Below are 18,802 nucleotides of genomic sequence, written 5' to 3'. Positions count from 1 at the left end.
AAATGTGTTAACTGTTCCTTGGGCAAAGCACGGAGGGGAAATTGACAGGCAATTTAAAGGGCATGGCAGAAGACCTGTATCTGGGCATCAAAGACCTGCCCATAGTGTCCCCGCACGGTCATTGCGACCCAAGCTGGTTCGCGCAGGATGCAGCCTTTCCCAACCCGGCCGAGCTGTTGGTGGTGCCCGATCACTATGTGTTCCGCATGCTCTATTCCCAAGGCGTTCCGCTAGAGCAACTGGGGGTGGGCCCTGCGGGACGCGATGCGGATCCGCGTCAGGTGTTTCGCACCTTCGCCGCCCATTGGGACCTGTTTCTGGGCACGCCGTCGCGGATCTGGATCAGCTATGTTCTGCGCGAAACTCTGGGGATTTCTCAAGATCTGTCGCCGGACACCGCCGATGCGATCTATGATCAGATTGCCGACCGTCTGGTGCAGCCCGCGTTCCGGCCAAGGGCGCTCTTCCAACGGTTCGGGATCGAGGTTCTAGCCACCACGGACTCGGTTCTGGATGATCTGGCTCATCACAAGGCGATCCGCGACAGCGGTTGGAGCGGGCGCGTTGTTCCAACTTTCCGCCCCGACGGGGTTCTGGATGGAGCGGACCCGGATTTCGTCCAGAACCTGACTGCACTGGGTGCGATGACCGGTTGTGATGTCGGTAGCTTCAGCGGTTATATTGAAGCCCTGCGCCAGCGGCGTGCCACGTTCATCGAACTGGGTTGCACGGCCACCGACCACGGGATCGAGAAAGTGCAGACCGAATGGCTGGACGATCCCTACCCGATCTATCAACGGTTGCGGCAGGGCGCAGGCAGCGCCGAGGATGCACGGCGGTTCTATGGTCATATGCTGATCGAAATGGCGCAGATGTCGGTCGAGGACGGGCTGACCATGCAAATCCACGCGGGCAGCAGACGCAACACCAACCGCGCTGTGATGCAGGGCTTCGGGCGTGACAAAGGGGCAGACATTCCCATCGCGATGGATTGGGTGCATGGACTGGACGCGCTGCTGAACCGTGTTGGCAATTCGCCAAAGCTCCGCATAATCCTGTTCACACTGGACGAAGGCACCTATGCCCGAGAGCTCGCCCCGATGGCGGGTCACTGGCCCTGTCTGCGCATTGGCCCGCCGTGGTGGTTCCATGACAGCCCTGCGGGGATCGCGCGCTATTTCGATCAGGTGGTGGAAACGGCAGGTTACTTCAATTTGGCCGGGTTCAACGACGACACCCGCGCCTTTCTGTCGATCCCGGCGCGCCACGACATGTGGCGGCGCGGCGTGGCGCTGCATCTGTCCCAGCAAATCGAGCGTGGATATTTCGGGATGGTCGACGCCAAACGGCTGGCGCAACTTTTGACCACTGATCTCGCGCGGCAGGTCTACGGGCTGGAGCTATAGTATGGGGCTGATACTGCATTTCGGCCTCGGCAACTTCGCTCGTGCGCATTTGCTGGACTACACCGATCAGGCGCAGGGCTGGGATTTGGTCGGAGTCAGCTTGCGGTCTACAGCGATCCGGGACGGGTTGGCGCAGCAAGGGTTTGACTATGACCTGTGCGTGCAGGGTCAAGGTGTCCGGCGCATCCGGGTTCTGCGCGATGTTCTGACCCTACCCGATGACCGAGACGCGATTTTCCAGGCCATGGCTGAGGCAGATATCATCTCGGCCACAGTGACCGAGAAGGGCTATCATTTGGACAGCGCAGGTCGGTTGCAGTTGGACGATCCGGCCATCGCCACTGATCTTACAGGGCAAGGCCCGTCGACCCTGATCGGATTTCTGGCCTTCGGGCTTGCGGGGCGCAATAGCCCGGTATCGGTGCTGAGTTGTGACAATCGGGTGGGCAACGGCGACGCCCTGAAAACGGCCGTTGCTGATTTCGCCGCGGCCGCAGGGCTGGATCTGAACTGGGACAGGCTGAGCTTTCCAAGCGCGATGGTTGACCGGATCACTCCGGCGACCACGGATGCGGTGCGCGCCATCAGCGGCGATCCCATGGCCGTCCCGACCGAAGCGTTCTCGGAATGGGTGATCGAAGACAACTTCGCAGGCCCGCGCCCCGACTGGCCGGGCGTGCAATTCGTCAAGGACGTCGCTCCGCACGAATTGCGCAAATTGCGAATGCTGAACGGTGCGCATTCGCTGCTGGCCTACGCGGGGTTGGGACGTGAGCTAACCTATGTGCATGAGGCGATCCGCGACCCTGTTCTGCGTCCGCTTGTACAGGATTTGATGGCCGATGCCGGAAGAACGCTGCCAGACGAGGTACAGGATCAGGTCCCAAACTATGCCGCCGCCTTGATTGCCCGGTTCGAGAACCCCGAACTCGCCCACCGACTGGATCAGATCGCGATGGATGGCAGCCAGAAACTGCCTTACAGGTTCATCCCCACCCTGCGCGAGACCGGATCAGAAGCGGTGGCCGAAGGGGTGCGGGCGTGGATTGCCTATTGTGTGTCAGAGACCGCCAAAGGACGCGCGTTGAACGATCCCTTGGCAGCAGACATCGCGCGGGCGACCCAGCAGGATGAGCCGGACAAAGCGCTGTTGCAGATCATAGGAGCGCAAGATGTGTTGGCTGCGGTGCGGGGATAAGGGCCGCTATCGCTTCTCCCGTTTCCAGATGATCAGCCCGGCGCCCATGATCAGCGCAGCCCCAGTCAGCGTGCTGGCGTCCGGCACGGTATTGAAGAACAGATAACCCCAGATCGCCATGTAGATCAGGAAGGAATAGGTAAAGGGCATTAACTGGTTGGCGGTGCCAAAGCGATGCGCGTTTGTCAGCAATTGGTGGCCGCCCCATCCGAAGACGCCCAGTCCGATCAGCACGATCATGCTCCACAGGTTTTCGGGCTGGATCCAGAACCACACCGCAAAAGGCAACAGGACAACTGTTCCGGTGAGGCCCAGATAGAACTGCATCGTATCAACCGACACGACCCCGGACAGCCGTCGGGTCATGATCGAATACAGCGCCAGTGCCGTCGCGTTATAGACGATCAGTAACATGGTGGGGTGGAACACCGCGCCAAAGGGGCGGACGATCACCAGGACGCCAACAAAGCCCAGAAGGATGGCAAACCACCGCCACGGCCCCACGGTTTCCTTCAGGACAAAGACCGACAGGAAACACACGATCACCGGGCTTGAGAACATGATCGCAGACACCGCTGTCAGCGGCAGGAACCGAAGGGCGTAGAAGTTGAACACCGTGGCCGAAATCAGCAGCAGAGCCCGGCTGATCAGTTGCCACGGATGATCGGTATGAAACCGGCTGGGCTGGAAGCCCCCCTTTGCGATGACACCCAGCGAGATCACAAAATGGCCCGCATAGCGCATAAACGCCAGTTGAAAGGCCGGAAATCCGGCGACGGCCAGCCATTTCGCCCCCAAATCGACAAAGGAAAACAGCAGCCACGCCAGAAGCATCAACACGATGCCCAGACGCGGCAAATCTGCGGTCGATCGGGCGGCGACGGCCATCGCCTAGGGTTTGAACCGGTTGACGTAATAGTCGACCATCTGGCTGACCATATCGTCCGCCTGACCAGTGTCGCGCGCATCGTTCAACGCGGCCAAGGTGCCCTGTGACATCACACTACTGACACCCGCATCGCGCGCCATTTGGTCGTAATACCCGATATCCTTAGCAGCGTTCTTGATCGCAAAGGCCAGTTGATTCGGGTCCTGATTAACGCCGTAGGCGGTGACGAAATCCATCATCCCCGAATGCAGTGGCCCCGCAGCCATCACATCGTACAACTGCTTGCGATCCACCCCAGCCACATCGGCCATGGCGAAAGCCTCGGCCATGGCATTGGCCACGGTCATGCCGAAGAAGTTGTTGATCAGCTTGATCGTGTGCCCCGAGCCGACGGCTCCAAGGTGGAACACGTTCTCACCCAGATCTTCGAGCACAGGTTTTGCGGTGTCGAAAGCGGCCTGATCCCCCGAGGCCATGATGTTCAGCTTGCCCTCCAGCGCGTGTGAGGGCGTGCGCCCCAGCGGTGCGTCCAGATAGCTGCCCCCGGCGGCAGAGACCTCATCCGCGAGGGTCCGCGTGCTGCCGGGCAGCGAGGTGCCAAAGTCCACCACAATGCCGCCGGGCTTCAAACCCGCAATCACGCCGTTTTCCCCGCGCATCCGCGCCTCGACCTGATCCGAAGTGCCCATGCACAGCATCACGATGTCACTGGCAGCGGCCAGATCTTTTGCGTTTTGTGCCTCAACCGCGCCGCGGGCGATCGCAGCATCCAGATGGGTGCGATCGCGGTTGCCCAGAACCGTGACTGCATAGCCCATGTCCAGCAACCGGTTGACCATGGCCCCGCCCATCAGCCCGAGGCCAATAAATCCAACAGAAGGTTTGCTCATGCGAATTCCTTTCCATCAATTCGTCTTAAGTGTCTCTGCGCCCATCCTTTGCGAGCGCGTGTTCAGGCCTGCACCGGCAAGCCCGCACTCTGTTTCGCCAACGCCTCTTCAATCCGGGTGGCGACCGCAAGGGTACGCGCGGCGTCGGCCACATCAATCAGCGGAGCGACCCCGTCCATCACGTCGAGAAAATGATCCAACTGCGCGTCCAGCGGCACGCAGCTTTGGGCCGGTTTGTCGAACTCCACGCGCTCTGACGGGGTGCCCCAATCCTTGCCCTGCCACAGAGTCAGCGACGGGAAACTGATGGCCCCTCTTGTGCCGGTGATCCACATCATGTCCTGATGGGTGGTGCCGATATTGGGATTCTCGCCGATCCCGGCCTCAAACCCCCAGGGGCTGGGCGCGGTATCGGCGAAGCTGATGGTTCCCGTCGCCCCGTTTTCAAATGCAAGCGCCACCGCGCCGCTTTCAATCCTGTCCGTCTCGCGCAGCGAAGCGCCTCGCAAGGCGGCAATCTCGCTAATCTCGCCGATGACAAAGCGTAAAACGTCGATGTCGTGGACAAGATTGATCATCACCGGGCTGCCGCCCGAGGTGCGCCAGTTCTGTTCGAAATAAGCGTCCGGCTTTCGCATCGCCCATAAAAGCGAGACATTGATGACCCGCCCGATGACGCCCTCGGCGATCTTGGCCTTAAGATGTTGAAGGACTTGGTGATAGCGGCGATGGTGGCCGACCAGACTGCGGACCTGAGCCTGTTCAAGGGCACGGGCCAGCGCCTGCGCCTCGGCCACGGTGCCGGCAACGGGTTTTTCGATTAGCATATGCCATCCGCGTGCTGCCGCCGCCATGCCATGCGCGGCGTGCAGATGCGTTGGGGTGGCGATGATGACGCCGTCCACATCGTCCTGAATGTCATCCATACTGGCGAACCGGGTTGCGTCCACACGGATCGACATGTCCGGGTCAGCAAGCCCCACAAGATGACAGCCCGGATGTTGCTTAACGGCTTGGATATGGCGAATGCCGATCAGCCCGCCGCCAACGACGAGGATACGTTTCACTGCGCTGCTCCTGTTGCGCACGGCGTGGAGCCGTTATCTGCCAGAACAGATGTCATGTCCGGTTTCCCTCATGCGCAGAACGGAGAGGTCGAGTCCCACCGATGAATGTCGATATGCGGCTGGGTGGCCAGACGCGCGCGGGCGGCCTCCCAGTTCGAGCGACAGACACGCCAGTCGTGCAATTCGCGGTCAGGGTTGACGCGGGACCGGGCCACGAAATCCGGGAAATGCCCGCGCCCTGTGGGTTGCCCCGTCGCGCTGTAGCGTATGTCGAAGGACCAGCGGAATTGATCCGTGGTGTTGACCAGCGAGGCATGCGGGGTCAGAGGGTGAAACAGGACGATGCCTCCGGCTGTGACCGGCAGGGGGACAGCGGTCGTCTCATCCACAAACCCGTCCGCGATCCCGGTCTGGGTGCGCGCGCAATGGGGCAGGATGTCCTGATCCGGGGCTTTGGCCTGCACTTGCAAACAGCCGTTTTCGACCGTCGCATCGTTCACCGCGATCCAAACAGTGACCATGTCGGTCTGGTCCGCATCCTCCAGCGCAACAGCCCGGTCCTGATGCCAGTCCGTTGCAGTAATATGCGCGCGGATTTCATCATTTGCCAGCTTCCGCGCCGGAGGTTTCAGGCGCACGTGCTGAATGGGGTTGCTGGTCAGTTCCGAGCCGATCAGTTGCTCGACCACGTCCAAAAGCGGCTTGGCGGTCATCATCTCGAACACGGCGGGTCCGATGTGAAAAGGCGTATCGGCCATGATCCGGTCGCCGGGCAGAGAAATATCCATGGGCTGGAAATAGTCGCACCGGGCCTCGTAAGCGGCCAGCAGCTTGCCCCAGAAATCCAGACCCTCGGGGCTGGGCACCAGACCTTGCGCGAACCAGTCCGCATAAAGCCCATCCAGCAGGGTCGAGTATTCGTCGACCACCCGGTTCAGAATGTCAGGCGGAATAACGTCTGGCACGACCAGATAGCCATCGGTTTCAAAACGTGAGATTTGCTCTTGCGTCAGCATGGGTCGATCCTCACAACAGGATTGCGATGATATTGGGCCAGATCAGCAGCACCGAAAGCGCCAGAATCTGGATGCCGATAAAGGGCAGGAAGCCGCGGAAGATATCAGTCAGGCTGATATGGGGCGGGGCCACCGATTTCAGATAGAACGCGGCCGGTCCAAAGGGCGGCGACAGGAAGCTGACCTGCATGTTCATACAGAACACCACGCCGAACCAGATCGCTACGTGATTTGGCTGCAGCTGGCCGATCAGGCCGATCTCTTCGATGGGCAGGCGCAGCACGATGGGCAGGAAGACCGGGATGATCAGCAAGACGATCCCGACCCAATCCATGAACGCGCCCATGAACAGCAGGATCAGCATCATCACCAGAATGACCAGCATCGGTGGCAATTCCTGACCCACGATCAGATCAGCCACATATTGCGGTCCGCCCGCGATGGTATAGGCCCCCGCCAGCGATGCGGCACCAATCGTGACCCAGATGATCGTACCGGTGGATTTCAGAGTGCGCATAAGACTGTCCCAGACCAGCTCGAACGAGCCTTCTCCGCGCAGGATGGCGATGATCAGAACAGCGAACGCGCCCATTCCGGCAGCCTCGGTGATACCGGTGATGCCGCCGTAGATCGAACCCAGAACCACGCCGATCACAACCATCGGTGCGACCAGCCCTTTGCCCATATGCCAGCCAACGCGCGCGCGCTCTTTGCCGAAGACGAAGAAGATCAGCAGCAGCGCAACAATGGTTATGCCTGCGAACGAGGGCAGGTAATCCGCCGTCCCGAACCGCGCGGGCTCACCCTGACTGGCGGCATTCGATCCTGACAGTTCGAAGAACGCGGCCCGGATGAACAGAACGGTGGAAAATCCGGCAACGACGATACACATGAACGCGGCGAACAGCTTGCGCTTTTCGGTCGGCTCGGGGTCGTTCGGGTCGGGTTCAGGCAAGGGGGCATCATCGGGTTTCAGCCGGGTGCGGATGATGATGTAGAGGATGATCATCGACGCCAGCATGAAGCCGGGGATGAAGGACGCGGTGAACAGCGACTTGATCGAGGTTTCGGTGATCAGACCATAGATGATCAACACGATTGACGGCGGGATCATCGTCCCCAACGAGCCCGACGCACAGATCACACCGATGGCGAGGTTCTGGTTATACCCCAGCCGCAACATCTGCGGCAGGGCGATCAGGCCCAGCAGAACGACCTCACCCCCGATAATCCCCGACATCGCCGCCATGATCACCGCCATGATCGAGGTGACGATGGCAATCCCGCCCCGCGTCCGCGACAACCAGATATTGAGCGAGGAATACATGTCCTTGGCGATCCCCGAGCGTTCCAGCAGAGAGGCCATGAAGATGAACAAGGGCACGGATATGAGCACGTAATCCGTTAAGAGCCCGTATATTTTCTGTGCCAGAATATAGAGCGGCCCCGTCCCCGGCCTGCCGGTCAGCAGCCCGTCGCCAAAGGAAAATGGGTTGAGCAGCAGGTTGGGCTCGAATTTCAGCACCAATACAAGAACCGCCAGCGAGGCCGAGGCCAGACCCAGCGGCATCCCGATGGCCAGCAAGACGATAAGTGCGACCATCAGGATCAGTGAGATTGTTCCAATATCCATCAGTCTTGCCCCACTGCTTTTTTCAGCATTTCAATCTCTTCTTCATCAGGTTCGTCAGTGTGAATCTCGGGTTCCTTGTTCCAATCCGAGATCAGGTTCACGACCGCCTGAAACGCCACCAGCGTAATGACGATCAGCACCATTGGTTGCAGGGTCGCCGGGATCGGCGGGTTGAAAGCCGAGCCGAACAGCTCCCATTTATACAACTTGTTGACGAAGACCTGTTTGTAGCTGCCATAGACAAGGAAGAAGGCGAAAAGCACGATCAGAACGGTCGAGATCGTGTCGAACACCCGTTGCAGCCATCGTGGCACGGCGTCGTATAGCAGGAAAATGCGGATGTGGCTGCGCTGCTGCATCCCGTAGTAGCCAGACATCAGGAAGACGAAGCTGGCGAACCACAGGGTCATCTCGTTGGCCCATTCGGTGGGTTTTTCCAGAATGTAACGCAGGAAGACCTCGTAAAGCATCACAATGGTCATGATGGCGATCATCATCATGGTGACGCGCCCAATGAACAGGGCAAATCGGTCGATGGCGCTGAGCCCGCCATACTCCATTGCAGCCGGGCGCACGGTTCGGGCACCGATCACCGCAAGTATCGGAGTCAGGATCAGCGCGAGCATGTCAATAATGTCGATATGTCCGCCGAAGATGCCAGCGGCATTTGGCGTGATGTCGGCGCGCAGGTAAATCTCCTGCACCTGAGATTTCAGGGATTCCGAAGTGTAGGGCAGCCAATCCAGCAGAAAGGCAGGCAGGTGCCAGACCAGCCAACTGGCCGTTCCGACAAATGCCAAGGGTATCAGCCATTCAATAATTCCGCCCGTGGATTTCTGCATTTCCTGCCCCCTGTCGTTATGTCCTGGCCCGGAAGTGATCTATGAAGTCGCGGTCGGGCTCGACGCCGATGCCCGGCCCGGTCGGAACCGCGACACGGCCTGCGTTAGCTTTGACCTGACCCTGAATGTCCAAAGGAACGGTCAGCAGATCGTCCCGGAATTTGTTGTCCGTGGTGTCAAACTCCAGCATCGGCTCCCACGGGTGCAGGCCGCCCGGCATCGGAGGCATTGCCGCCAGCAGATGCAGGTTTGTGGAAACGGCAATTGCGCTGCCCCAGACGTGATTGACGACCGGAGTGAAATGGGCGTGGCACAAAGCCAGAATCCGCAGATACTCGGATACGCCACCCAAGGCGCAAACCTCGGGCTGGGCGATATCCAAGCCACGGCTTTCCAGCAGAGTGCGCCACGACCACCGATTGAACACCGCCTCGCCCCCAGCGATGTTGGTTTTCAGCCCTTTGCGCAACTCGCGGTATCCGTCGGTATCCTCGGGCGCGACAGGTTCTTCAAACCAATAGGCTCCAAGCTCGTCCAGAGCGCGTCCCACATAGAACGCATCCGACGTGGTATAGGCGTGGTTGGCATCGACCATGAACCGGAAATCGTCGCCGACACCGCGCCGCACGGCCTGACATAGCTTGACGTCTGGTTCGGGGCCAAAGCCGGTTTTCATCTTGGTGGCGACAAAGCCCATCTCTTTGATCGCGGCTGCCTCGTCCGTAAAGCGGCGCGCCAGATCATCGACGGGTTCATCGCGCAGCATCATACCGTAGCCATAACAGGGGACCGAGCTGCGATGCGCCCCACCAATCAGCTTGTGCAGCGGCAGGCCCGCCACTTTGCCAGCGATATCCCAAAGAGCGATATCCAAACCCGAAAGGGCCTGAAGGGGCATGCCACCCTGCCCATGATCTCGCAGAAGGTTGTAGACCTTGTGCCAGATCACGTCGCGGTCCATCGGATCCGATCCCAGCACCATGGGCTGGATCACCTGTTCGACAATGGTTTTGTTGGCAAGGGCGACCGTACCGGGGCCGAAACACTCACCCCATCCGGTAACGCCTTCGTCGGTCTGAACTTCGACCAGATGCGCGCTGCGCTTGTCGTAATATTGCTGCGAATAGCCCAAAACCTCGGGCATGTCGTAGCGCAGGACGTGACTAATGATCTTGGTGATTTTCATTCGACATACGTCCCTGAGAAAGGTCCGGAAAGGCCACGGATCGCAGCCTTTCCGAAGGATCGTCTCAGCATGACGCCGATTATTTCATCGCACCCATGTCTTTCAGGAACGCAATGTGGCTTTCCAACAGCGCCTTGGCTTCGGGCGTGGTGGCGAACTCGGTCCAGCCAACCTGAACGGCATCGCGGTAAGCGGCCAGATCTTCCGGGGTCCATTCATACAGCTGGATACCCTGGGCGCGCAGGTCTTTGGCGGTTTGCGCGTTCTGCACCTCGTTGATCGTGGCGTTGTGCAGGGCCAGGCTGTCCATCGCGACCTCGATGATCTTGCGATGATGCGCGGGCATGGATTCCCAGACATCCTTGCGGCAGGCCAGGTGATCCGCTGGCATCGAGTGGAAGCCCGGGAAGTTGGTGTGACCCGCGATCTCATACAGACCCAGACCCACGTTGTTGGTCAGGTTCGCCGCGTCGGCACCGTCGATGATGCCGGTTTCCAGCGCCGTGAAGATCTCGTTAAAGTCCATCACGATGGGCGAGGCACCCAGCTCGGCGAACACTTTCGTGGCCAGACCCGGAGGAGAACGGAATTTCCAATCCTTGAAGTCTTCGACCGTTGCGATCGGTTTGGTCGAGGACAGCGATTCCGGTCCCGGAATCCACCAGCCGACGAATTCCATGTTATAGCCGTTATACAGCTCGTTCAGCGCATCGCGGCCACCGCCATGCAGCAGCCATGCCATCTGCTGATAGGGGTTCTGATAGCCACCCAGCAGATCGCCTGCGAATTGGAATGCGGGGTTCTTACCGGTCTGATAGCCGCCACCCGTCATATCGCAATCCAGAATGCCCGTTGCGGCGGCGTCGAATGTCTCGACCGATTTGACGACGGACGAGGAATAGAACATCTCGACCTCGATCTCACCGTTGGACATTTCGGTGATGTCCTCGATGAACTTGGCCGCCATCTTGCCCGACAGCTGTTCCGGCGAGAAATGGGTTTGAATGCGCAGTTTTGTGGTTTCGGCAGCGGCGAATGTCGCGGCCATGGTCGTGGCTACGGCCACAGCGGCCGCGGTCGTCAATAATTTCATATTGTCCTCCCAGACGTTGAGCGTGGCGTGCTGAAGGTTTCTAAGCCCTCTCTTGAACGACGCTGCCTGACGTTAGGACGCCGAATCGCATGCGACAAGTAAAATGTGAAATTGAGCGTAATTTCGAGATTATTGCCCAAAAACGAAATTAGGGATAGGAAGAGCGAAGGGTAACGTTCAGGATAACTCTTTCGATGACCGCTGAAGTCGATATTTATCAAGATCTTAAGGTGCGGCTGATCTCGAACGGATTCGAACACGGGGCCAAGCTTCGGGCGGAAGACTTGCGGAAAGAATACAAATGTTCGGCCAGTTCGGTCCGTGAAGCCCTGTTCCGGCTTGCTGCTGTGGGCCTTGCAGATTTTCAGGAACAACGCGGGTTCCGCGTGCCGCAACGCGCGCCCCAGAAGTTGATCGAACTGACCCATGTCCGCATTCTGCTGGAAGCAGAGGGAACCGCATTGTCGATCCAAAACGGCGGCGTCGATTGGGAGGCACGCCTAACCGCAGCTCATCACAAACTAAGTCACATCGAAAGGCGCATCCGCGACAAGGACGATCCGAGTGACCTGATCGATATCTGGTTCGCCGCCGAGAAAGAGTTTCATGAAACTCTGATTTCAGCCTGCGGATCAGAGACGCTGAAACAAATGCATGGACGCGTCTATGCGCAATTCCGGCAACAATTGATGGTCGCGGATCGCCGGTTCGAATTCATTTCGATGAATATCGAACATCACGCCAATATTCTTGAGGCTGCGCTTTCAGGCGACCCGAAGCTGACCCAACAGAAAATACACGACCACCTGAAACGGCACCTGACCGGCGAAACGCTGGACGCTTAGAAATTCAGGTCATCTTCCAGATAAATTCGGATGATCTCTTCAAAACTGGATTCGGCCCTGAAACCAAGATTCAGCGCGCGGTCGGTTTGAAAATCGCGTGGCCAGTTCTTGACAATGGCTTCGATGGCCGGGTCCGGCACGTGTTTGATCCTGTCCACGGCCTCCTGCCCTGCCACATTGCGCAGCGCCTCGATCTGTTCGGCGACCGTGCAACTGATGCCGGGCATATTCAGCGCATGGCGGCCCTGCAAAAGTCGGATTTCCAGATCGGCAGCATGGGTCAGGAACTGGGCCGCTGACCGAGGGCTGGCGTGCCAGTGGCGAACGGTATCGGCGACCGGCAGGATCGCCTCGGCACCGTTCAGCGGCTCACGGATAATGCCCGAGAAGAACGATGAGGCCGCAGCATTGGCCTTGCCGGGGCGCACGCACAGGGTCGGCAGGCGCAGCGACAGGCCGTCGATATAACCTTTGCGGCTGAAATCCGTAATCAACAACTCGGACGCCGCTTTCTGCGCGCCATAGCTGGTCAAAGGTGCCGACAGGAATTCGTCGTCGATCTTGTCCGGGAAGGGCGCCCCAAATACGGCGATGGAAGAGGCAAATACAAACCTGGGCCGGTATTCCCCTTCAGATGCGTCATGTTCAACTTTCAGAGCGTTCAGTAGCGCCCATGTGGCCATCAGATTGACATCCCAACCCAAGGCGAAATCCGTTTCCGCCTGACCTGACACAATAGCTGCGAGGTGAAACACCAAATCAGGCCGACGGGCCGCCAAATCCTGTGCTGTGCCCATCGCAGCAATATCGCCTGCTATCTGCGTGCCAACGACCCCGTTGGGCGGAAAGGATTGATCGAACAGCGTAAGTTCGACGTCAGAGCCAAAAACCTGCTCGGTCCGGATGCGCTGCGCCAGTTTCTGGCCCAACATTCCGCCGCCACCTATGATCAGTATCTTTTTCACGTGATACCCCCCCGTTCCGTTGCTTTAGTTTCTTAGACAAAGCCACGTGATCCAATGCGGCCTCATCCTTTTCTTCAATCAAGTTGTCAAAACAGCCGCACGGTGATCAGAGCACGCGACGATTTTTGCACTTTTCCCGGTGACGGTCTGGGCCGCCGAATCTACCAGAAACAATTAGTTTTCCTCCAAGGGCCGCACCATTCCGGTCAGCTGTTCCAGATTGCCTGACGAATAGAGCCCAGCACCCTGACCCCAAGCTGGGACGCGATTGATCCTTGCTTCATTCGCCAGTTCCTTTTGGAGCGCCTGCCCGGCGCTCTATTGTCACATTTCCCGGCGCGGCAAATGATAGCGCTAATAATTCTTACTTTGAGGTCTTTTTGGCACTATTAAGATTGAAAATCCATTTTCGATTCGCCTTCATAATCTCGAAATCATGGAAAGTTTCGAAAAGGGTTCAAATCAAACCAACCCGATAGTGCCTAGCTGCGAAAGCGCTGGCACCGGGCACGCAATTCGGTTTGCGGTATTTTGCGCGGAGAAAACGCGATGACCACAAACCAAACCGATCAAAAGGACAGGGAATTCGGCCGATGACAAAAAAGATAAACAAAGAAGACCTGCGATCGCGCAAATGGTTTATGAACTCCGAAAACCTCGAGATGACAGCGCTGTATCTTGAGCGGTACCTGAATTACGGCCTAACGCGGGAAGAGCTTCAATCCGGCAAGCCTATCATCGGGATCGCCCAGACCGGTAGCGACCTGAGCCCTTGCAACCGGCACCATATCGAGCTGTCCAAACGTGTCCGCGACGGCATCATTGCGGCCGGCGGCACCTGTATCGAAATCCCTGTTCACCCGATTCAAGAGACGGGCAAGCGGCCCACAGCCTCGCTGGATCGTAACCTGGCCTATCTGTCGCTGGTGGAGAGCCTCTATGGGTATCCGTTGGATGGTGTGGTTCTGAATATCGGCTGTGACAAGACCACTCCGGCGCTGCTGATGGCGGCGGCGACGGTAAACATCCCCGCGATTGCACTGTCGGTCGGCCCAATGCTGAACGGTTGGTGGAAGGGCAAGCGCGCCGGATCCGGCACCGTGATCTGGTCCGCGCGCGAAGACTTGGCGGCGGGCAATATCGACACCGATGAGTTCATGGATATCGCCGCCGCTGCCGCCCCGTCCGTTGGCTATTGCAACACCATGGGCACTGCGACAACGATGAATTCTCTGGCCGAGGCGCTGGGGATGCAATTGCCAGGATCAGCAGCCATCCCGGCCCCTTATCGTGAACGTGGCCAGATCAGCTATGAAACCGGGCGTCGGATCGTCGAAATGGTATGGGAGGATCTGCGCCCCAGCGATGTCATGACCCGCGAAGCCTTTGAAAACGCCATCGTCGTGAACTCGGCCATTGGCGGCTCGACCAACGCTCCGATCCACCTGAACGCGGTTGCCCGCCATCTGGGTGTGCCGCTGGACAATGACGACTGGCAAAATTTGGGCCATGACGTGCCGCTGCTGGTCAACCTTCAGCCAGCAGGTGAGTATCTGGGCGAAGATTACCAACATGCGGGCGGTGTTCCCGCCGTCATTGGTGAATTGATCGCCGCCGACATGCTGCCGCATCCCAATGCGGTGACGGCCAATGGCAAGACGATGGGCGAAAACTGCGCGGCGCGCCGGTCGTTGAACGATGACGTCATCAAGCCGGTCAGCGCTCCGATCAAGGAACAGGCCGGGTTCATCAATCTGTCGGGCAATTTGTTCGAGAGTGCGATCATGAAGACCTCGGTCATTTCGCCCGCCTTTCACAAAGCCTATCTGTCAAACCCCGAGGACCCCAACGCATTCGAAGGGCGCGCGGTCGTCTTTGATGGCCCCGAGGATTTCCACCACCGCATTGACGACCCATCCGAGAATATCGACGCCAATTGTATCCTGATCATGCGCGGGGCTGGCCCCAAGGGATATCCCGGCGCGGCCGAGGTGGTGAATATGCGACCGCCGTCCTACCTGTTGAAACAGGGTATCGAAGCGCTTCCCTGCATCGGCGACGGGCGGCAGTCGGGCACTTCGGGCAGCCCCTCGATCCTGAATGCGGCGCCCGAGGCGGCGGCTGGTGGCGGCTTGGCTCTGGTCCAGAACGGTGATCGTCTGCGCATTGACTTGGGCAAGGGCACGGCCGACATGCTGGTGCCGCTGGACGAATTGAACGAGCGCGCCCGCGCATTGGAAACCAATGGCGGCTATGAAATGCCACCTCACCAGTCACCGTGGCAGGAAATCTTCCGCGAAAAGGTGGATCAGCTGGATCGCGGGATGATCCTGAAAGGGGCTGAAAACTACCGCGACATCGCCCGCAAATTCACCCCGCGCGATAATCACTGACACCTCTCGGCGGGGCGCAAACCCCGCCCATCCACAAATAAAAAGGTGCGCCACGATGCCCGACCTCCTGCAAATCGGAAATATCACCGAGCGGATGCAATCCCGCCTGTCTCCGGTCTTCAAAATTCATCAGTTGGATCAATACGAGGCCGCAGACATCACCCATGTCATCACAAACGGGCATGCCGGTATCCCGACCGATCTGATGAGGTCTTTGCCAAGCCTCAAGGCGATCAGCGTCTATGGCGTCGGCTATGACGCGGTTGATGCCAAGGCTGCCGCGCAGCTGGGTATTGTCGTAACCCACACCCCCAATGTGCTGAATGACGAGGTCGCCACAACCGCCGTTCTGCTGATGCTGTCCTGCTACCGCGAGCTTGTGCGCGACGATGCCTATGTCCGGTCTGGTCGGTGGGAGGCTGAAGGCAACGCGCCCCTGACCCGTTCGGCTGATCGTCAAAAGATCGGTATTCTGGGCCTGGGCCGCATCGGTCAGGCGATTGCGGACAAGCTGGCCCCTTGGTCGCCCGAAATCTCTTACCATTCACGCAGCCAAAAGGATGTACCTTATCAGTATTTCGGCTCCTTGGTGGATATGGCCGCGCATGTGGACGTTTTGATCTGCATCACGCCGGGTGGGCCCGCGACGAACAAGTTGGTCAATGCCGAGGTGCTGAAAGCCTTGGGCCCGGCAGGCACGCTGATTAACGTCAGCCGAGGCTCGGTTGTGGACGAAACGGCCCTTATCGAGGCGCTGCAACAGGGCGATCTGGGCTGGGCCGGATTGGACGTGTTCGAAAAAGAGCCACACGTGCCGCAAGCGCTACGCGATCTGCCGAATGTCGTATTGCTGCCACACGCCGGAAGCGCGACGGTTGAAACCCGCGCCGCCATGGGCGACCTGACCGTCGATAACCTGCTGCAACATCTGCAAGACGGATCGGTTTTGACCCCGGTGCCGGAATGCCAGAACTTCTAGCAGGCCACGCCGGCGCATGATCGAGTTCATCGTTGCGGTCTTTTTCCTGCTGATCACACCTGGTCCCGGCGTGCTGACAACGGCGGGGATCGGTTCGGCCTTTGGGTTTCGCGCTGGCTTTGCGTTTGTCGCCGGGTTGATGCTGGGCGGGTTCATCAACATGCTGCTGGTGATCTCGGGCGTTGCCGCTGTGGCCTTGGCTTTGCCCTTCCTGAGGACAGTGTTGCTGATCGCGTCGGTGAGCTATCTGGTATTTCTGGCATGGCGCATCGCAAGTGCCGGGTCGCGTGTGGGATTTGCGCCTGCTGCGACGCCGCTTGGGTTTCTGAACGGGCTGACGCTGCAATTCATCAACCCTAAAGCCTATGTCGTCAGCACTGCGCTGTTTTCCGGGTTCGCCTTTTTGCCCGACGCCCCGATCTGGGAGGCAGTGATCAAGATCATCCTATTCAACCTGATCTGGGTGCCCGTGCACCTGATCTGGCTCAGCGCCGGGGCGAAACTTGGCAGTTTGGATGTCAGCGAGACGTGGCACCGTCGGATAAACCTGGCAATGGCGGCCTCGTTGCTGGCGGTGGTTGGGATCGCCCTGGTTTCGGCCGTCTGAATGCGACCGGTGTCTTGGGATACGCCATGCAAATGCGGCCTGCGGGAACCCGCTTTGGACAAATTTACTTGGTTGAAGGAATGATATTTGGTCAAGTGATCCGAGACAGAACAGGATGACAATGCGAAACGAAACTCTCGACATACGCGGTGACTATGAAAAGAACGGATATGTTTCGCCGCTGGATATTCTGACCCCAAGCGAAGCGCAAAGGTTGCGCGACGACTTCGAAAGGGCCGAAGACGCAGTTTCGGGCGACAGCCAGCGACTGAAACTGCTGTATTCCTATCCCGATCGGCTGATACCCTCTTTTGATGCGTTATTGCGCCATCCTAATGTGATTGCTGCAGTCTCGCCTGTTCTGGGCCCCGATCTCATGGTCTGGAGCGGCGCTCTATTCGTTAAAGAAGCGCGGTCGCCCAAAATTGTCTCGTGGCATCAGGACCTGACATATTGGGGTTTGGACGATGCGCAGGAAGTCACATGTTGGGTGGCCCTCTCAGAGGCGTCCGAGCAAAGCGGCTGTATGCGGTTTGTTCCCGGCAGCCACCAGAACCGTATCGTCCCTCATGTGGACACTTTCGATGAGAACAACCTGCTGTCGCGCGGACAGGAGATAGCGGTGAATGTCGACGAGGCTGACACGGTTGCCGCCGCGTTGCACGCTGGTCAGGCCTCGATCCACCACGGCCATCTGTTTCACGCTTCGGGCCCCAACCAAACCAATGATCGCCGGATCGGCGCCGCCCTTCGGTTCATCAAACCGTCGATGAAACAAAAGAATGGCGCGCGTACTCTGGTCGCGCTGGTTTCAGGCCAGGATGAATTCGGACATTTCGAAATTGCGCCCGCTCCACAGGGGTTTCTGCATGAAGACGATTTTGCCTTATGCCAGCAGGATGCCGACAGAAAGAAGGAAATCCTGTTTGAAGGCGCCTAAAACCGGGCAGGAAGGCCACCGTTTTCGCTGGGGTGAATCTGACAAGGCGCAAAATGTGAGGGGGAAAATAAAATGACAAAACCAAATGTTGGCAAACAGGTTACTCCGACCAGTTTTGCGCATGTGGATGGCGGTACACGGGCGATTGGCACAGCAACCGATCGTTGGACAATGTTGTTTGTCTATCGCGGTCGGCATTGTCCTCGCTGCAAACGCTATTTGAACAAGTTAAATGCACGGCTGGCCGATTGGACCGATCGGATGAATGTCATTGTGGTCTCGGCCGATTCTCTGGACAAGGCTTTGGCAGACCGCGATGAGTTCGGATGGAATTTCGATCTATGTTATGGGCTTACAGTCCCGCAAATGCGCGATCTGGGCCTGTATGTCTCTGAACCCCTGTCCGAGGCGGAAACCTCGGATATGTTTGCCGAGCCTGGGACATTCGCAATCCGACCAGATGGCAGTTTGATGCTTGTAGACATCTCAAACGGTCCGGCAGCACGCCCCGATCTGGAGGAACTATTGGACGGAATGATCTTCAACATCGATAATGACCGTCCCGTCAGAGGCACCGCGTAACCGCGATCTCAAGTGACCCATCAGGGTGGTCAAATTCTCTTTTTTCGTCCTCGCGACCACTGGCCCAGTCCGTTAAGTCTGTCCATGGCTCTTCCCGCGGGGGTGATGTGAACGCGCCGCTCTCCGAGCCTGCGCCTTCACCGGTGCGACTACACCCGAACCTGTCCGAGCTCTATCGCTCCAATGTTGCTAGTCTTGCACATGCGTTATCGGACCCGTCGATCCTCACAGGAGCTTTGGAGATCATCCGGGTCCTTATCGAACGGGTCAC

The 18,802-nt window shown here is 58.5% G+C and carries 17 protein-coding genes; 8 read left to right on the top strand and 9 right to left on the bottom strand.

The features are described 5' to 3' along the window. Positions 1 to 41 precede the first annotated feature (41 nt). Positions 42 to 1,406: a glucuronate isomerase gene (gene uxaC, locus ACR0L1_RS06810; RefSeq protein ID WP_480503590.1), complete on the top strand. Its 1,365-nt coding sequence runs from the start codon at positions 42 to 44 to the stop codon at positions 1,404 to 1,406. 1 nt (position 1,407) lies between these two features. Continuing rightward, positions 1,408 to 2,604 carry a mannitol dehydrogenase family protein gene (locus ACR0L1_RS06805; RefSeq protein ID WP_480857850.1) on the top strand — a complete coding sequence of 399 codons (1,197 nt, stop codon included), beginning with the start codon at positions 1,408 to 1,410 and terminating at the stop codon, positions 2,602 to 2,604. Between the two features lie 6 nt (positions 2,605 to 2,610). Here ACR0L1_RS06805 and ACR0L1_RS06800 read toward each other — a convergent pair whose 3' ends face one another. The 8 genes from ACR0L1_RS06800 to ACR0L1_RS06765 all read right to left on the bottom strand — a co-directional run bounded on the left by ACR0L1_RS06800 (position 2,611) and on the right by ACR0L1_RS06765 (position 11,220). Then, entirely contained in the window at positions 2,611 to 3,492 is an 882-nt protein-coding gene (locus tag ACR0L1_RS06800; RefSeq protein ID WP_480503592.1) for a DMT family transporter, read from the bottom strand. Positions 3,493 to 3,495: 3 nt separating this feature from the next. Next, on the bottom strand, positions 3,496 to 4,383 hold the full coding sequence (locus ACR0L1_RS06795) for an NAD(P)-dependent oxidoreductase (RefSeq protein WP_480857848.1): 888 nt from the start codon (positions 4,381 to 4,383) through the stop codon (positions 3,496 to 3,498). 62 nt (positions 4,384 to 4,445) lie between these two features. Beyond that, positions 4,446 to 5,450, bottom strand: coding sequence for a Gfo/Idh/MocA family protein (locus tag ACR0L1_RS06790; protein ID WP_480857846.1), 1,005 nt, complete (start codon positions 5,448 to 5,450; stop codon positions 4,446 to 4,448). A 68-nt stretch (positions 5,451 to 5,518) separates the two neighbouring features. Continuing rightward, on the bottom strand, positions 5,519 to 6,466 hold the full coding sequence (locus tag ACR0L1_RS06785) for a phytanoyl-CoA dioxygenase family protein (RefSeq protein WP_170791534.1): 948 nt from the start codon (positions 6,464 to 6,466) through the stop codon (positions 5,519 to 5,521). Positions 6,467 to 6,476: 10 nt separating this feature from the next. Continuing rightward, entirely contained in the window at positions 6,477 to 8,099 is a 1,623-nt protein-coding gene (locus ACR0L1_RS06780) for a TRAP transporter large permease (RefSeq protein ID WP_480857844.1), read from the bottom strand. Beyond that, a complete protein-coding gene (locus ACR0L1_RS06775) occupies positions 8,099 to 8,941 on the bottom strand; it encodes a TRAP transporter small permease subunit (RefSeq protein ID WP_480857842.1) in 843 nt (280 codons plus the stop codon). Before ACR0L1_RS06775 ends, ACR0L1_RS06780 begins: the two co-directional genes overlap by 1 nt. Before the next feature lie 16 nt (positions 8,942 to 8,957). Continuing rightward, on the bottom strand, positions 8,958 to 10,127 hold the full coding sequence (locus tag ACR0L1_RS06770; RefSeq protein WP_480503598.1) for a mandelate racemase/muconate lactonizing enzyme family protein: 1,170 nt from the start codon (positions 10,125 to 10,127) through the stop codon (positions 8,958 to 8,960). Between the two features lie 79 nt (positions 10,128 to 10,206). Continuing rightward, a complete protein-coding gene (locus ACR0L1_RS06765) occupies positions 10,207 to 11,220 on the bottom strand; it encodes a TRAP transporter substrate-binding protein (protein WP_480857839.1) in 1,014 nt (337 codons plus the stop codon). Positions 11,221 to 11,414: 194 nt separating this feature from the next. On the opposite strand from ACR0L1_RS06765, the gene ACR0L1_RS06760 reads away from it, so the two are divergent. Beyond that, the gene (locus ACR0L1_RS06760) at positions 11,415 to 12,065 is read left to right on the top strand and encodes a GntR family transcriptional regulator (protein WP_170770816.1); all 651 of its coding nucleotides are present in this window, start codon (positions 11,415 to 11,417) and stop codon (positions 12,063 to 12,065) included. Here ACR0L1_RS06760 and denD read toward each other — a convergent pair. Beyond that, positions 12,062 to 13,030, bottom strand: coding sequence for a D-erythronate dehydrogenase (gene denD, locus ACR0L1_RS06755; protein ID WP_170791526.1), 969 nt, complete (start codon positions 13,028 to 13,030; stop codon positions 12,062 to 12,064). The two genes, ACR0L1_RS06760 and denD, sit on opposite strands and share 4 nt — an antisense overlap. A 593-nt stretch (positions 13,031 to 13,623) precedes the next feature. On the opposite strand from denD, the gene ACR0L1_RS06750 reads away from it, so the two are divergent. The 5 genes from ACR0L1_RS06750 (at position 13,624) to ACR0L1_RS06730 (ending at position 18,531) form a co-directional block, all read left to right on the top strand. Further along, positions 13,624 to 15,423 carry an IlvD/Edd family dehydratase gene (locus ACR0L1_RS06750; RefSeq protein WP_480503600.1) on the top strand — a complete coding sequence of 600 codons (1,800 nt, stop codon included), beginning with the start codon at positions 13,624 to 13,626 and terminating at the stop codon, positions 15,421 to 15,423. 55 nt (positions 15,424 to 15,478) lie between these two features. Then, on the top strand, positions 15,479 to 16,402 hold the full coding sequence (locus ACR0L1_RS06745) for a 2-hydroxyacid dehydrogenase (RefSeq protein ID WP_480857837.1): 924 nt from the start codon (positions 15,479 to 15,481) through the stop codon (positions 16,400 to 16,402). A 16-nt stretch (positions 16,403 to 16,418) separates the two neighbouring features. Next, positions 16,419 to 17,009 carry a LysE family translocator gene (locus tag ACR0L1_RS06740; RefSeq protein WP_480857835.1) on the top strand — a complete coding sequence of 197 codons (591 nt, stop codon included), beginning with the start codon at positions 16,419 to 16,421 and terminating at the stop codon, positions 17,007 to 17,009. 121 nt (positions 17,010 to 17,130) lie between these two features. After that, positions 17,131 to 17,949, top strand: a complete 819-nt coding sequence (locus ACR0L1_RS06735; protein ID WP_480503603.1) for a phytanoyl-CoA dioxygenase family protein — start codon at positions 17,131 to 17,133, stop codon at positions 17,947 to 17,949. 72 nt (positions 17,950 to 18,021) lie between these two features. Then, positions 18,022 to 18,531: a redoxin domain-containing protein gene (locus tag ACR0L1_RS06730; protein WP_480503604.1), complete on the top strand. Its 510-nt coding sequence runs from the start codon at positions 18,022 to 18,024 to the stop codon at positions 18,529 to 18,531. Positions 18,532 to 18,802: the final 271 nt, after the last annotated feature.

This window comes from Ruegeria sp. J8, from assembly GCF_056531925.1.
Note: the sequence above shows the minus strand (reverse complement) of the source record. Positions and strands in the feature narration are given on the sequence as shown.

What these genes read in the sequence shown, in the direction of transcription:
- ACR0L1_RS06760 (WP_170770816.1), top strand. Translation starts at nt 11,415, where the DNA reads ATGACCGCTGAAGTCGATATTTATCAAGATCTTAAGGTGCGGCTGATC.
- ACR0L1_RS06765 (WP_480857839.1), bottom strand. Translation starts at nt 11,220, where the DNA reads ATGAAATTATTGACGACCGCGGCCGCTGTGGCCGTAGCCACGACCATG.
- ACR0L1_RS06735 (WP_480503603.1), top strand. Translation starts at nt 17,131, where the DNA reads ATGCGAAACGAAACTCTCGACATACGCGGTGACTATGAAAAGAACGGA.
- ACR0L1_RS06785 (WP_170791534.1), bottom strand. Translation starts at nt 6,466, where the DNA reads ATGCTGACGCAAGAGCAAATCTCACGTTTTGAAACCGATGGCTATCTG.
- ACR0L1_RS06750 (WP_480503600.1), top strand. Translation starts at nt 13,624, where the DNA reads ATGACAAAAAAGATAAACAAAGAAGACCTGCGATCGCGCAAATGGTTT.
- ACR0L1_RS06730 (WP_480503604.1), top strand. Translation starts at nt 18,022, where the DNA reads ATGACAAAACCAAATGTTGGCAAACAGGTTACTCCGACCAGTTTTGCG.
- ACR0L1_RS06740 (WP_480857835.1), top strand. Translation starts at nt 16,419, where the DNA reads ATGATCGAGTTCATCGTTGCGGTCTTTTTCCTGCTGATCACACCTGGT.
- ACR0L1_RS06745 (WP_480857837.1), top strand. Translation starts at nt 15,479, where the DNA reads ATGCCCGACCTCCTGCAAATCGGAAATATCACCGAGCGGATGCAATCC.
- ACR0L1_RS06770 (WP_480503598.1), bottom strand. Translation starts at nt 10,127, where the DNA reads ATGAAAATCACCAAGATCATTAGTCACGTCCTGCGCTACGACATGCCC.
- ACR0L1_RS06800 (WP_480503592.1), bottom strand. Translation starts at nt 3,492, where the DNA reads ATGGCCGTCGCCGCCCGATCGACCGCAGATTTGCCGCGTCTGGGCATC.
- ACR0L1_RS06780 (WP_480857844.1), bottom strand. Translation starts at nt 8,099, where the DNA reads ATGGATATTGGAACAATCTCACTGATCCTGATGGTCGCACTTATCGTC.
- ACR0L1_RS06795 (WP_480857848.1), bottom strand. Translation starts at nt 4,383, where the DNA reads ATGAGCAAACCTTCTGTTGGATTTATTGGCCTCGGGCTGATGGGCGGG.
- ACR0L1_RS06775 (WP_480857842.1), bottom strand. Translation starts at nt 8,941, where the DNA reads ATGCAGAAATCCACGGGCGGAATTATTGAATGGCTGATACCCTTGGCA.
- ACR0L1_RS06805 (WP_480857850.1), top strand. Translation starts at nt 1,408, where the DNA reads ATGGGGCTGATACTGCATTTCGGCCTCGGCAACTTCGCTCGTGCGCAT.